This is a genomic window from Paenibacillus sp. BIC5C1, assembly GCF_032399705.1.
Lineage (GTDB): Bacteria > Bacillota > Bacilli > Paenibacillales > Paenibacillaceae > Paenibacillus > Paenibacillus taichungensis_A.
Genome location: NZ_CP135922.1, coordinates 257,140 through 271,931 on the forward strand (window position 1 = coordinate 257,140; position 14,792 = coordinate 271,931).

8 protein-coding genes are annotated in these 14,792 nt (G+C 49.1%); all 8 read left to right on the forward strand.

Annotated features, from left to right (window positions below; all coding sequences use genetic code 11):
* The first annotated feature begins 116 nt into the window (after positions 1 to 116).
* On the forward strand, positions 117 to 1,175 hold the full coding sequence (locus tag RS891_RS01195) for a Gfo/Idh/MocA family protein (RefSeq protein WP_113056330.1): 1,059 nt from the start codon (positions 117 to 119) through the stop codon (positions 1,173 to 1,175).
* A 181-nt stretch (positions 1,176 to 1,356) separates the two neighbouring features.
* Entirely contained in the window at positions 1,357 to 2,769 is a 1,413-nt protein-coding gene (locus tag RS891_RS01200; RefSeq protein ID WP_113056331.1) for an alpha-L-fucosidase, read from the forward strand.
* Between the two features lie 312 nt (positions 2,770 to 3,081).
* Positions 3,082 to 4,062, forward strand: a complete 981-nt coding sequence (locus RS891_RS01205) for an ABC transporter permease (RefSeq protein WP_024629462.1) — start codon at positions 3,082 to 3,084, stop codon at positions 4,060 to 4,062.
* A 15-nt stretch (positions 4,063 to 4,077) separates the two neighbouring features.
* Positions 4,078 to 4,986, forward strand: a complete 909-nt coding sequence (locus tag RS891_RS01210) for a carbohydrate ABC transporter permease (protein WP_231952803.1) — start codon at positions 4,078 to 4,080, stop codon at positions 4,984 to 4,986.
* 128 nt (positions 4,987 to 5,114) lie between these two features.
* Positions 5,115 to 6,752: a type 2 periplasmic-binding domain-containing protein gene (locus tag RS891_RS01215; RefSeq protein WP_113056332.1), complete on the forward strand. Its 1,638-nt coding sequence runs from the start codon at positions 5,115 to 5,117 to the stop codon at positions 6,750 to 6,752.
* A gap of 195 nt (positions 6,753 to 6,947) precedes the next feature.
* Positions 6,948 to 9,170, forward strand: coding sequence for a helix-turn-helix domain-containing protein (locus tag RS891_RS01220; RefSeq protein WP_181586789.1), 2,223 nt, complete (start codon positions 6,948 to 6,950; stop codon positions 9,168 to 9,170).
* 138 nt (positions 9,171 to 9,308) lie between these two features.
* On the forward strand, positions 9,309 to 11,621 hold the full coding sequence (locus RS891_RS01225) for a glycoside hydrolase family 3 N-terminal domain-containing protein (protein WP_315794220.1): 2,313 nt from the start codon (positions 9,309 to 9,311) through the stop codon (positions 11,619 to 11,621).
* Positions 11,618 to 14,719 carry an alpha-mannosidase gene (locus RS891_RS01230; protein ID WP_315794221.1) on the forward strand — a complete coding sequence of 1,034 codons (3,102 nt, stop codon included), beginning with the start codon at positions 11,618 to 11,620 and terminating at the stop codon, positions 14,717 to 14,719. Before RS891_RS01225 ends, RS891_RS01230 begins: the two co-directional genes overlap by 4 nt.
* The last annotated feature ends 73 nt before the right edge of the window (positions 14,720 to 14,792 follow it).

Genomic DNA, 14,792 nt, shown 5'->3' on the forward strand with positions numbered 1-14,792 from the left:
TTCCTCCTTTTAAAAGAGTTGATAAGAAATTTGGGGATAAGAGCGATCGAAAGAACGATTCGTACCCGGAACGGCTGATATGACCATCATTCAACTTATTATGGAGGGGAAAATCCATGTCCAAACTTAAAATTGCCGTTATCGGTGCAGGATCAATTTCCGATTTTCATTTACAAGCGTATGACAGCAATCCCGAAGTTGAAATATACGCCATATGCGACCTGAATGAGGCACGTGCCAAGGAAGCGGCAAAAAAATATAACGCTACTCATGTATTTACGGATTATAAAGAGCTCCTGGCACTGCCTGAAATTCATTCGGTCAGCATCTGTACCTGGAATGATACACATGCCGAGATCAGCATTGCCGCTTTGGATGCGGGAAAAAACGTGCTTTGCGAGAAGCCGCTCTGTCAGACGGTTGAAGATGCGTTAGAAGTGGAGAAAGCTGTTCACCGCAGTGGAAAGCTGCTTCAAGTTGGCTTTGTACGCCGTTATAGCGATAATGCGCAGATCCTAAAGAAGTTCATTGATGAAGGCGAGCTGGGAGAGATCTATTATGCCAAGGCATCCTGTCTGCGGCGTTTGGGCAATCCGGGCGGATGGTTTGCAGATGTGGAACGTTCTGGCGGTGGCCCGTTGATTGATATTGGTGTACACATTATTGATATCTCCTGGTACCTGATGGGCAAACCGAAAGTGAAAACCGTCTCCGCGAATGTCTCCAATCGATTGGGTAACCGTGCGAATATCCGCAATCTGTCATTCTACCAGGCTGCGGATTATGATGCGAACAAAAACACCGTGGAGGATATGGCTAATGCGTTGATTCGTTTCGAGAACGGGGCAAGCCTGCTGGTGGATGTAAGCTTCACGCTGCACGCGAAGCAGGATGAAACTTCGGTCAGACTCTATGGCGATAAAGGTGGGGCTGAACTGGAACCAGAAATTTCACTGATTGGTGAGAAATTCGATACCATTTTGAACATGACGCCACAGGTGGATTTCAAATCCCTTGATTTCGCAGGTTCTTTCCGTAATGAAGTCAATCATTTTATCGACAGTACCCAAGGACGCAAAGAGACACTTAGTCCCGTTGAGGATGGCGTTGAAATCATGAAAATTCTCTGTGCCATCTACGAGTCGGCACGTGAAGGACGCGAGATTTCATTTTAAAAAGGTGTATTGCAATCTGAAGAAGCGAAGCGCTCGCCTTTATCCCCGGATTTCGACCAATTATAAAGTGAAATCAAAGAAATCCTGGGATAACAGCGATCGGAAGATGGTACTGCAATTGGAGTGACAGAGCTTAACTTGTGTAGTTTATCTTATATCCAATCCAAAGGAGATGAACGGGATGAGCGAAACCAAAGATACGGTGCTGGAACAGGAAGAACAGGTCGTCGAAGCCGGGGTGCACAACTTTAGCAAAGAAGAGGAATGGGTAAAGCCTGAAGATCCGTTGCTGAATGAACGTCTGGAGTGGTTCAAGGATCAGAAGCTGGGGTTGATGATGCATTGGGGTCCCTATTCCCAGCTCGGTCTTGTAGAATCCTGGGCGCTAAGTGACGAGGATGGCGATTGGTCACGCAATGATATCGACTGGACTGACGATATGGAGCATTTCAAGCAGGAATACTTTGATCTCAACAAAACCTTCAATCCGATTCGCTTTCAGCCTGAAGAGTGGGCACAGATGGCCGCGGATAACGGGTTCAAATATTTCCTTTTCACCACCAAACATCATGATGGTTTCTGCATGTGGGATACACATACCACCGATTATCGCATCACGGGCAAAGATACTCCTTTTCACACCCATAAGTATGCGGACATTTGCCGGGCGCTTTTTGACGCGTTTCGTGCCAAGGGGCTCGGCATCTCGGCTTACTTCTCCAAAGCGGACTGGCATACGCCATATTACTGGACACCTGGCATGGAGCGTGGAAGCCATATGTGGCGTGGACCATCCTATGATCCGAAAGCGTATCCATGGCTGTGGGAGAAATTCGTGGAGTTTACGCATGAGCAAATTATGGAGCTACTGACCAACTATGGACGAATCGAATGTCTGTGGCTGGATGCAGGCTGGGTACGGGAAGGCCGTCACGGTCAGGATATCCGATTGGGCGAAGTGGTGGAGCGGGCGCGTCAGACAACTCAGCCGTGGCTCCTCGCAGCAGATCGCACGGTAGGTGGACCGTATGAGAATATCGTAACTCCAGAACAGACCATCCCGGAGCACCCAATGAATATTCCTTGGGAGAGCTGTATCACGGTGGGCAATTCCTTTGCGTTTGGATATGACGATCAGTACAAGTCAGCAAGACAGTTGGCGCATATTCTGCTTGAGGTCGTATCCAAGGGTGGTAATTTGGCGCTGAATGTGGGACCACAACCAGACGGGCGTCTTCCAAAAGGGGCAGTCCGAAGTATTAAAGCCCTGGGAGAATGGATCGGTACTCACGGGGAGGGCATCTATGGCACGCGAATTTGCGGACCATACTTCACAGGAGAGTGGGCCTTTACACGTAAGGAAGATCTCAACGTATCGTATGCTTTCCGTTTGTACAGAAGCGAGAACGAGGCGGTACAATCACAGGTGGTCATTCCATATGTGGAAAAGGTGGAGCGAATTGAACTCGTCGGCACAGACGATGTGTTGTCATTCCAACGGACGGAAGATGGACTTGTTGTAGAGTTACCGCAAGCAGCAGTTACGGAAACAGCACCTATCACGCTAACGTTCAGATTGTTCACAAACCAATAAATCTACACTTCAAATCCCGGGGGACTTTACAGTCCTTCGGGATTTTTTGGGTTGGTGATTTTTGCGATATACCTGTGCTAAAGGACGATTTTTCCTTGTTCGGCAAGGGTTTTGGGAATAAGGAGAGGTGGGAGAAAATTGCAAATTGATAAAAGAACACGGCTCAAGGTACTATCGATTTAAGAAAGCGTTACCTGACATTATTCTTCACACGGATGACGCTAATGCAGAAAAATGAGTCAAAGAAAAGGATGTTTAAGGGATGTAAATGTAATGTATTATTACACTTAAGGTGTAGAAGGAGTGACGCGAATGAGTCGAGCTACGGAAAGCATACCTGCACCGGTGGAGCTCCAGCAAGGAAGGAACTACGCAGAACCCAAGCGACAGCATCCATTTATCAGAAGCCTCAAGAAGCATTGGGAGCTCTATCTACTGGTGCTGCCTCCCGTATTGTATCTGTTGATCTTCAAGTACATTCCGATGGTTGGTGTACAGATTGCCTTCAAAGACTTTAGTGTCGTCAAAGGAATCTGGGGAAGCCCATGGGTTGGACTGAAACACTTTGAAGCCTTTTTTGAATCCCCGAACTTCTGGCTGCTGATCAAAAATACGATTGGTATCAGTTTCTACTCGTTACTCGCCGGATTTCCCATACCGATCCTGCTGGCGCTCGCGCTAAATGAGATCCGAACAGGTTACTTTAAAAAGACCGTCCAGATGGTCACCTATGCTCCGCATTTTATCTCTACAGTCGTCATGGTATCCATTATTATTCTGATGCTGTCACCGCATGTGGGTGTTGTAGACAAGCTATTTACCTTCCTGGGTTTCCCGATGACCAACTTTATGGGCATTCCCGAATACTTCAAATCCATCTATGTGTGGTCGGGTGTATGGCAGGGCATGGGTTATTCATCGATCATTTATATCGCGGCTCTCGCTGGCGTTGATCCATCTCTCTATGAGGCAGCGAAGATGGACGGCGCTTCAAGGCTTCGGAAAATTTGGCATATCGACCTGCCAACGCTCGTGCCTGTTACCGTCATCATGCTGATTCTGAGTTTGGGCAGCATTATGGGCGTGGGCTTTGAAAAAATATATCTAATGCAGAATCCGCTCAACACGAGTGCATCGGAGGTCATCTCCACGTATGTGTACAAGGTCGGTCTGATCGGGGCCAACTTCAGCTTCTCCTCGGCAGTAGGATTGTTCAACTCCGTTATCAACCTGATCCTGTTGGTTATCGTCAACGGCATTTCCCGCAAAGTATCCCAGAACAGCTTGTGGTAAAGGAGGAGCTCATCCATGTTCAACCTGATGAATCGTAACCGGATCAAGGACCCCCTCGGTGACCGAATCTTCATGACATTCAACTATATCTTTCTGTTCGCCATACTTCTAACGGTGTTTTACCCGCTCTTGTATATCATCAGTTCTTCGTTCAGCTCCTCGCGTGCCGTTACATCCGGTCAGGTGTGGCTGTTCCCGGTAGACTTTAACATCAAGGCCTACATCTCCATTTTCAAAAGCCAGCAGCTTATGCTCGGTTTCTACAACACGATCATCTATACCGTTGTAGGCACGTTTATCAATGTGGCGCTTACGGTCATGCTGGCGTATCCGCTGTCGCGCAAGTCGTTTTACGGAAGAGGAGCCATCATTATTTTCATGATGATCACGATGTTCTTTGATGGCGGTCTGATTCCAACCTATCTCTTGATGAAAGACCTTCATTTATTGGATACACGCTGGGCGATGTGGCTGCCAGGGGCGCTCGCAGTGTTTCAGGTTATCGTAGCGAGAACCTTCTTCCAGTCTTCCATCCCGGAAGAGCTGGGGGAGGCGGCGGAAATGGACGGATGTCGAGACATTCGGTATTTGATCAGCGTGGTTCTTCCGTTATCGAAGCCGATTCTGGCGGTCATGACCCTGATGTATGCGGTGGGGCACTGGAATGCGTACTTTGATGCCCTAATCTATCTTCGTTCCGAGAAGCTGTTCCCACTCCAATATGTGCTGCGCAATCTGCTAATTCTAAACGCCGCAGACCCGGCAATGTTAGCCAATACAAGCCAGCAGCTAAGAGATCAGGGATTCGAGCAGGTGCTGAAATACGCACTGATCGTAGTCGCCAGCATTCCCATTCTCATCATGTACCCGTTTGTGCAGAAGCATTTTGTTAAAGGGGTTATGGTTGGCTCGCTCAAAGGATGATCTTTGTCATCTGCGTCCGTTACGCCACTTGAAAGGAGGTGGGGGAACACTCCGGCTTCCGGAATCGGGTTTAACACGAATACGTAATCAGATGGTTATGCCGTTTTCAACAAAAAGGAGGAGTCAGATTGAAAAAATCTTGGATTTCGATGTTGTTTCTGGTCTTTGCTTCGATGGCTTTGTTGTCCGCATGTGGTTCATCCGAGGATGCGGGTACAGGGAGCGACGGTAGCGGGGAGAGCGGTGGCCCGGTAACGATGACCTTCTTTGCCCCACAAGGTAAAGCGTCCATGGAAGAAAATGAGTTCACCAAATTTATCGAAGACAAGTTCGATGTTACCCTGAAATGGGATCTGGCCCCGACGGACGCTCTGCAAGACCGCAGACAGTTGCTGCTGGCGAGTGGGGACTATCCCGAAGTGTTCCTCCATGGCAAGTTCACGACCTCAGACCTTCAAACGTACGGAAAACAGGGCGTGTTCCTCCCGCTGCAGGATCTGATTAAGCAGTACGGTCCAAATCTCACCAAGATTATGGAGGAGAAACCGTACTTCAAAGAAGCGGTAACTGCGCCGGATGGCAACATCTACGCACTGCCGATCTTCAATGAATGTTACCACTGTACGTACGCTCAGAAATACTGGATTAATACTGAGTGGCTGGACAATCTGGGACTCAAAATGCCTACCACGACCGATGAACTCTACACGGTTCTGAAGGCGTTCAAGGAACAAGACCCGAATGGCAACGGCAAAGCCGATGAGATTCCACTCACGGGTGCACCCAACAAGTACGTGTGGAATGGCAACATCGATGCCTATTTGATGAACAGCTTTATCTATAATGACAATGATAAATATCTGATTGTGAATGATGGCAAGGTTGATTTTGCAGCGAATAAGGAAGAGTGGAAAAAAGGGCTGGAGTACATGCACAAGCTGTATGCAGAAGGTTTGATTGATCCGGCTTCCTTCACGCAGAACGATCAGGCAATCGGGCAGTTGGGTAACAAGGAAGGGGATGAGGTGGTCGGATCTATAACGACAGCGCTCGTCAGCTACCTAGTGAACACGTATGACAAAGATATCACCCGCCACCAGCACTGGGACATCGTGCCTCCACTGAAAGGGCCGGATGGCGTGCAGACGACAGGTGCTACGCAAAGCGTAGGTGAGTTCGAGTTCGCTATCACCAATAAAGCGACCGAAGCACAACAGATCGCCGCGATCAAAATTGTAGATTACATGTTCAGTGAAGAAGGTGCTCTGTATGCAGAGTACGGTCCAACAGAAGGAAAGGGCTGGAAGAAGGCGGATGCCGATGAGAAAAACATCAATGGTGAGCCTGCCAAATACAGCTACTATAACCTGCCTGAGCGTGACCCAAATGTTGTAGTCAACGAAAGTTGGTCACAGATCGGAGCACATGACTTGTCCAATACGTTCCGCAATCTGTTTGCAGAAGGTCAGAACCCACTGGAAGCAGAGGGTTACGGTACACGTCTGGCGCAAGCAACTAATGTATATGAACCTTATGCACCAAAAGAAGTCTATCCTGCCAACGTATTTATCCGTCCTGAAGATACAGAAACCGCTGCGCAGCTCACGACGGCCGTCAAGGATTACGTGATGACCAATATGGCTCAATTCATTATTGGCAGCAAGAGCATCGATAAGGAATGGGACGCTTACGTAAAAGGTTTTGATGGTCTGGGACTCAGCAATTACCTTGAGATTTACCAGCGTGCAATTGAGAAGAATCAATAAGGCTAATGGATTCATGAATGAGGCTGTCCCGATGCCAACACAGGAATCGGGACGGTCTTCTCCTTTTGACAACCCCACTTCATCCGATATAATTTACTGAATATTTATGGAAAATTAGCGACCAGATTGGCGCGGTTGTCATTCCAGCTTATGCAAAATACTCATGCGTATAAACAGTGGTGGGGGGCCTCGGAGATGAACAACAGTTGGTTTAGACGTTTGCTGCTATCGTATTTGCCTGTTTTTTTTATCGTGACCACAATCCTGTTTATCATTTTCTTTCAGGTATTCAATGAACAGAACCGGAGAGAAGCACTCAAGGCCAATGAATTCCTGGCGTCACAGGTAACGCAATATCTGGACAATTCACTGCGCTCCATCGACTTCAAGGTGCTGCGTGATATTTTGACCAATCCCAATCTGAAAAATTATTATTCGGTAACCGGAAGCGAGGATGTGTATGCCGGAATTCAGGCAGTCCAGGTTATTGATGAATTGAAAATAGAGTATCCGCTGATTAATTCCATATATCTGGTGAGATACAACGACGATACGGTATTCAGTAACGGCAAGGCGGTGCCGATTGAGGAATTCCCGGATGCAGCGTTTATTAATGATAGCCGTGCTGCAGCAACGCAAAAGTGGGTGGGAGCGAGATCCTTTAAGGCGTTCCCCACCGAGGAAGGAAAACAGGTCATTACGCTCATTCGCGGTGTCGGAAATGGCACGGGCCTTGTGGTTGTCAACGTCGATCTGCCAACCTTGCAGAAGTCCATCATGCAGATGTACGACCCTGAGTTCACCTTCGTGAATATCTTCAATCGCTCAGGAGGAAATCTGTGGGACGGAGGAATGCAGGGTGGAATTACAGCAGTTTCTTCCAAAACAGACTCAGGGGAAGTGTTCTCCGAATTCACATCCAGCTACAGTGGCTGGAAGGTACAGACGGGACTGAACAATGGCAAGATCGTCAAATTCGCCCTGAAATTTTATAATATCTGGTTTGTTTTTGCCGTTGCCGTTGTCCTGATTGGTGTGGTGTGGGTGATCTATGTGACACGGAGAAATTACAAGCCCATCCAGCAGATTGTCACGTTGATTGAGACGGTAGCTTCGCAGAAACAGCCAGGGGTAGGTTATACGAAAGATAACGAGTTCCGTTTTATCCAGACTACGCTTGAGCGAATGATTGATCAAACCAAGCAATATCAGGAGGAGCATGAAGAGAACCTGATTTTGCAGAAGAAATATTTCTTTCAGGAGCTGCTGGAGGGTACACGGGACTTTACTGGAAATGAACTTACAGCGGAGATGAGCAGGTTCAAGCTCCCGCAATTAGAGGATCGATGGGCTGTAATTGTGGTGGAGATTGATCAGTACTCCCAGTTCATGGAGGAGTACCACAATCAGGATCAATCTCTCCTGAAATTTGTGTTATCCAGCATTCTGCAGGAGAGTGCAAGGCACGAGGGCACCGAAGTGTGGGCTGAGTGGATATCGGATCAGCGTCTGTATGCAATACTCTGGATTCCCGAAATGGAGAAAGGTGAGGAGACCGAGCAGAGACTGCTCTCCGGTTATCTTGACAGGGTTGGGCAGTATTTGAACTTCACCGTAACTATCGGTATTGGGAGAGTGGCAGTGGATGTCCGTGGTCTGAGAGCTTCGCTGAAGGAGGCCGTACATGCCTTGGAGTACAAGGCCGTGCTCGGCATGAACCGGATTATTTCTTGCGGGGAGGTACCGAACTCAACGAATGATGTGTATGAATTCCTGAAGACGATCTCTTTGTTGGTGCAGGCGATGCGACTTTCCGACGATGTCTGGGAGAAGCATTTTGACCGCTTGTTTGAGCAGATCCGTGAATCCGTGCTTTCCCGCCAGGAGATTATGAATACGATCCAGTTGCTGTTCCAGCATTATAACCGGGAGTTCGCAGAACTTCCACGAGAATATCAGGAGCGATGGGCTTCTATATTTACACCACTTCTTCCCAGGTTGGAGGGATGGGAGACGTTGGATGATTTGCGCGCGTTATGCTGGGAAGGCTTCCGTGATTTGGCGGAGCAGATCCAGACGCTGCAATGTTCCAGAAAACACAGATCTCATATTCTTGAAATTCGCAAGTATATTGAACAGAACTACAACAACCCCGAGCTGTCACTGAATTATCTAAGTGATCTATTCGATATCAATCCGAAATATCTAAGCAAGCTGTTCAAGGACGAAATTGGTGAGAAGTTCGTGGATCTTCTGATTAGTCACCGCATTGAGAAGGCGAAGCAGCTCATGCTGGAAACTGATAAGGCCATTCAGGAGATCAGTGAGGAAGTTGGGTATACGAATTACAATTCCTTCAATCGGGCGTTCAAAAATGTGGTGGGTGTAGCGCCTAGCGACTACCGCAAAGCCATGTGAGGGTGTTTGAAGGACGCCATATCGACAGGGAAATAGTCGCTCTATTCTAGGGGAGTCACCGGAGTTATCGTATTCACCATATTCACCGTATTTACCGCAGTTGCCAAACCAAGCCTAACTCATAAGGAGAATGTGCATATGGACTATAAAGATGCTTCGCTTCCCATTCAGGAGCGGACCCGAGACCTGCTCGGACGCATGACAACGGAGGAAAAGATAGGACAGCTGATTCAGCCCATGGGGTGGAAGACTTATGTGAAGGGAGCAGATGGTGCTGTTCAGGTTACGGATGAGTTTAAAAAGGACATCGCAGAGGGCGGGATCGGGTCGTTGTATGGAGCACTACGGGCTGATCCCTGGACGGAAGTGACGCTTGAGACTGGCCTGACGCCTAGACAGGGAGCTGTTGCCACGAATGAAATTCAGCGGTATGCCATGGAGAACTCCCGGCTGGGAATCCCGATTTTATTCGGGGAAGAGTGTTCTCACGGGCATATGGCCATTGGGGCAACCGTATTCCCAGTACCGTTAGCGGTAGGAAGTGCTTGGAACACGGAGTTGTACCGCAAGATGTGTGAAGCGATTGCTGTGGAGACTCGGAGCCAGGGAGGAGCGGCAACATATTCGCCTGTGCTTGATATAGTGCGGGACCCGAGATGGGGACGGACGGAGGAATGTTTTGCGGAAGATCCGTACCTGATTGGTGAATTGGCGATTGAAGCGATAAAAGGATTGCAGGGCGACCGGCTCGATTCCAACCGGACAATTGTGGCGACACTCAAACATTTCGCGGCCTATGGCAGCTCCGAGGGGGGGCGCAATGCGGCCCCTGTGCATATGGGACTGCGCGAGCTGCACGAGGTGGATCTGCTGCCGTTCAAGAAAGCGGTGGAAGCCGGAGCGTGTTCTGTCATGACAGCGTATAACGAGATTGATGGTGTGCCTTGTACGTCGAGTTCGTATCTGCTGAATGATCTCCTGCGCGAGCAATGGGGCTTTGACGGATTTGTCATTACCGATTTTGGTGCGATTCAGATGCTGGTTAGTGGGCATAACACTGCGGAGAACGGGGAGCAGGCCGTTGCTCAGTCACTTAAAGCAGGTGTGGACATGGAAATGTCCGGGTACATGTACCGGAAGCATCTCGGGCGAGCCCTGTCGCAAGGATTAATTGAAGAGAAGGATCTGGATACGGCGGTAAGGCGGGTGCTGGAGATGAAGTTCAGACTGGGCTTATTCGAACAACCCTTCATTGATCCTGACTTTGCAGAGCAGGTCATCGGATGTGAAGATCATATTCGTTTGGCGAGGCAAGTGGCGCAAGAGGGAATCATTTTACTCAAAAATGAAGCAAACACCCTTCCGCTTAGCAAAACTGGTACAAAACTGGCGGTCATAGGCCCGAATGCGAATCATGTCTATAACCAGCTTGGTGACTACACCTCGCCGCAGCCGAGAGGACAGATCGTTACGGTGCTGGATGGGATTAGGCGCAAGCTTGGTGCTGACACCGGAAAAGTGTTGTACGCACCGGGCTGCCGGATCAAAGGGGATTCCAGAGAAGGCTTTGCGCAAGCGCTAGCCTGTGCTGAAGAAGCAGACACCATCATTATGGTGATGGGAGGGTCAAGTAGCCGTGATTTTGGCGAAGGGACCATTGATTTGCGAACGGGGGCATCCGTTGTTACGGATGATCCATGGAACGATATGGAATGCGGCGAGGGCATTGACCGGTCTTCCCTGAATCTGATGGGTGTTCAATTGGATCTGGTGCAGGAAGTACATAAGCTGGGGAAACCGGTTATTGTCGTATATATTAACGGACGACCGATTGCCGAACCCTGGATTGATGAGCATGCCGATGCCATTGTGGAAGCGTGGTACCCGGGGCAGGAGGGAGGCAACGCTATCGCAGATATTCTGTTCGGTGATGTGAATCCATCTGGTCGCCTTACCATCTCCATTCCCAAGCATGTAGGCCAGCTTCCGGTCAACTACAATGCCAAACGCACCCGGGGCAAGCGATATCTGGAGACTGATTTGTTACCACAATATCCATTCGGCTTTGGGCTGAGTTACACGGAATTCAAGTACGAGAATGTAAGAGTTGTGCCGGAAGTGATCGGACCAGACGATGAAGCGGAGGTACAGGTAGAGGTCACGAATACGGGAGCGGTTGCGGGAAATGAGGTTGTACAGCTGTATATTACGGATGTATCGGCATCGGTTACCCGGGCGGAAATTTCACTAAAGGGATTCCGTAAAATTCATCTGGAGCCGGGACAGACCCGGACGGTGACCTTCCCTGTGCAAAAAGAACATCTGGAGCTGATCGACTCCCGTCTTCAGCCTGTTGTGGAACCGGGTGAATTCAGACTGATGGTGGGCAGCAGCTCCAGAGACTGGACTGCTTGCAGTTTACACATCCAGAAGGTGGGGGTGGAGGTATGATTCGAATTCAGAGATTTATTCAGGATCTGGCTCAGCAGCAATGGATGGATACCATTGAACTTCCAGAGTGGCAGATACAGAAAGCCAAGTATATCCGGCCAGGGGAATATGAATATGAACAGGAGAATGAGGCTGTCGAAAGCTTGAATCCGCTCGATAGCAACCATGGAACGACTTATTTTCTGAGCAAAACCGTAGAGATTCCGGCCAATTGGGAGGAAGACCTGGTCGGATTGGTCTTCCAGGCCGGGGGTGAAGGTCTGCTGAAGGTAAATGGCATGCCTTATCACGGACTGGACCGAAATCATTGGTATGTACCGTTACCGAAGAGCCGTGTGGGAGTTACGCCTTTGCTGGAGATTGAGCTGTATGATCCCATACCGGAACCACATGACCCCCTGAATCGACAGGCGGTCATTCAGCCGCCAATTCAGGGCATCCGAGCCGCTTTGGTTCGTGTTAATTCGTCTCTACAGAGTCTAATGTACAGCATTACGGTACTTACGGAATCACTCAGAGCATTGCCGGAGAAAGACTTAAAGCGCACCCGTCTTGTCCGGGAAATACATCAGGTGATGGATAAGATGTACAACGAGCCGGAGCGCTGGAGTGAAGCGGCGTGGGTGCAGCATTGGGAAGAATGGCTCGCACAGTCGGTGCAGGAGGAAGACCCGGAAGAGTACCGGGACGGATTCATGCATCTGGTTGGGCAGTCCCATATCGATATTGCCTGGCTGTGGCCTGTGCGTGAAACTGTGCGCAAGTCCAGCCGCACCTTCTCCACGATGTGTACTTTGATGGATGAGTATCCGGAGTTCGTGTATTCGCAGAGTCAACCACAGCTGTATGCATTCGTGAAAGAGCACTATCCTGAGCTGTACGAACGAATCAAAGCCCGAATTGCCGAAGGTCGTTGGGAGCTGGTGGGTGGCATGTGGGTAGAGCCGGATCTGAACATTCCAAGTGGAGAATCGCTTGTACGGCAGATCTTGTACGGGCAGAACTTTTATCTTAAGGAGTTCGGTAAACGTTCAAACATCGAGTGGCTTCCGGATACTTTTGGCTACTGTGCTTCGCTGCCACAACTGCTCAAGCTGGCTGACATTCCTTATTTTATGACCACTAAGCTCAATTGGAATGATACCAACGTTTTCCCGTATGATCTGTTCCATTGGGTTGGTATTGACGGCACCTCGGTGCTTGCGTATCTCAATCATGGAGTGAATGAACATACGAGGCCCAAAGATGTCGATGAGCACTGGCAATCCTACAAGCAGAAGGATGTACATCCCGAGCAAATGCTGCTTTATGGGCATGGCGATGGTGGAGGCGGGGTAACAAACGAAATGGTTGCGTTCGCAGAGCGATCCCATTTCATGGTTGGGCAGCCCATTAGCAATTTCAGTACAGCAGGCGCGTTTTTCGAAGAAATTTCTAACAACAACCCTAAGCTGCCCAAATGGCATGGCGACTTATATCTGGAACTGCATCGTGGAACCTATACAACCCATGCGCGCAACAAACGGAGCAATCGCAAAGCGGAAGTGTTGTATCGGGAAGCGGAGATCTGGGGGCAATTTGCCGGAGTTGAAGCAGCACAGGCGAAAAGTGATCTGGATGAAGGCTGGAAGCTGATCATGTTGAATCAATTCCATGACATTATCCCAGGGACGTCCATTCCCGAAGTATACGTGACATCTACGGAGGAGTATACGAAAGTATTTGCTCTGGGGACATCGGCAGTGGAAGGCACCCTTAAAAGAATTGAGGAACGCATTGCGACAGATGGCTTCGACGGTCAGCCCTATATTGTATTTAATAGTCTGGGTTGGGAGCGGGGAGAAGTCGCCAAGATTACAGGCGACGAGAAACTGAGCGGTTTAGCAGCGTTCGACCATCAAGGTAATCGTCTGGCGAGTGACCTTGAGGCAAATGGAGACGTGCTGAACTTGTCAGTCTATGTCCCATCCATTCCGGCCTTTGGGTATGCCACGATATGGCTGCGCCAGACACCGGATGCCAATCTTCCTGCATTGAAGCAGGATGAATCCTTTCCTTTTGTCTGGGAAACGGACTTTTACACGCTTGAATTTAACGATATAGGAGAGATCACCAGTTGGTATGACAAATCCATGCAACGGGAGTGGCTGAAGCCGGGCGATAAAGCGAATGAACTGCAGTTTTTCCATGACAGGCCAACGTATTGGGATGCTTGGGATATCGATTCGCGGTTTGAATCGCAACGTGCAGGAGCGGCAGAGTTGATTTCCAGAGAGGTAGTTCAGCGTGGTGTAACGCAGGATGTTCTTCGGTTTCATTGGAAGTTAAACGACTCGGAGATTCACCAGGACATCATCCTGTATCGTCATCAACAACGTGTTGATTTCATGACAAAGGTAAACTGGGCAGAAAGACATAAGCTGCTCAAAGTGGCTTTTCCTGTTGATCTGGTATCAGCGAAAGCAGCCTACGAAATTCCGTTTGGTGCGCTGGAGCGGCCAACCCATAACAACACCAGCTGGGAGCAGGCCCAGTTTGAAGTATGTGGTCACCGCTGGGCGGATATCTCTGAGGGCAACAGTGGTGTAAGCCTGCTGAACGATTGTAAATATGGATATGACATCAAGGATCAGACGATCCGTCTTTCCCTGCTCCGTGCTCCCAAATGGCCGGATGAACATGCTGACCAGGGTGAGCATGAATTTACTTATTCCCTGCTGCCGCATCAGGGGGATTGGCGTGAAGCGGGTGTGGTACGACGTGCGATGGAGTTAAATCATCCGGTCAAGGTTGTTGCGAGTGAACGACACTCTGGCACATTGCCAGCAGAACATAGCTGGGTCCATTTCCATAGTGAACATGTCATTCTGGATACAATTAAGGCTTCCGAAGACGGCACGGGAACGGTACTTCGTTTCTATGAGTCATCTGGTGGAAGAGAAACGGTTCAGATTCAATGGGCTGACGCGCGTGTTCAGACGTCTGTGGTCAATCTGTTGGAAGATGAAATCATGCCATTGGCTTGTCATGAAGGGAAGTTTGAGCTGACGTTCAAGCCATATGAAATTCAAACCGTGAAGCTGGTTTCAGCAGATTAGTCTCAGGAAATCGGATAAGAAATGATCGGAGAAAAAGGAGTGACCGGGTAGGGGTCGAAAATTTAATAGAGCA

Bases quoted from the DNA above. Each gene is read 5' to 3' on its own strand.
- RS891_RS01230 (WP_315794221.1), top strand. From the start codon at position 11,618: ATGATTCGAATTCAGAGATTTATTCAGGATCTGGCTCAGCAGCAATGG.
- RS891_RS01210 (WP_231952803.1), top strand. From the start codon at position 4,078: ATGTTCAACCTGATGAATCGTAACCGGATCAAGGACCCCCTCGGTGAC.
- RS891_RS01205 (WP_024629462.1), top strand. From the start codon at position 3,082: ATGAGTCGAGCTACGGAAAGCATACCTGCACCGGTGGAGCTCCAGCAA.
- RS891_RS01225 (WP_315794220.1), top strand. From the start codon at position 9,309: ATGGACTATAAAGATGCTTCGCTTCCCATTCAGGAGCGGACCCGAGAC.
- RS891_RS01195 (WP_113056330.1), top strand. From the start codon at position 117: ATGTCCAAACTTAAAATTGCCGTTATCGGTGCAGGATCAATTTCCGAT.
- RS891_RS01200 (WP_113056331.1), top strand. From the start codon at position 1,357: ATGAGCGAAACCAAAGATACGGTGCTGGAACAGGAAGAACAGGTCGTC.
- RS891_RS01220 (WP_181586789.1), top strand. From the start codon at position 6,948: ATGAACAACAGTTGGTTTAGACGTTTGCTGCTATCGTATTTGCCTGTT.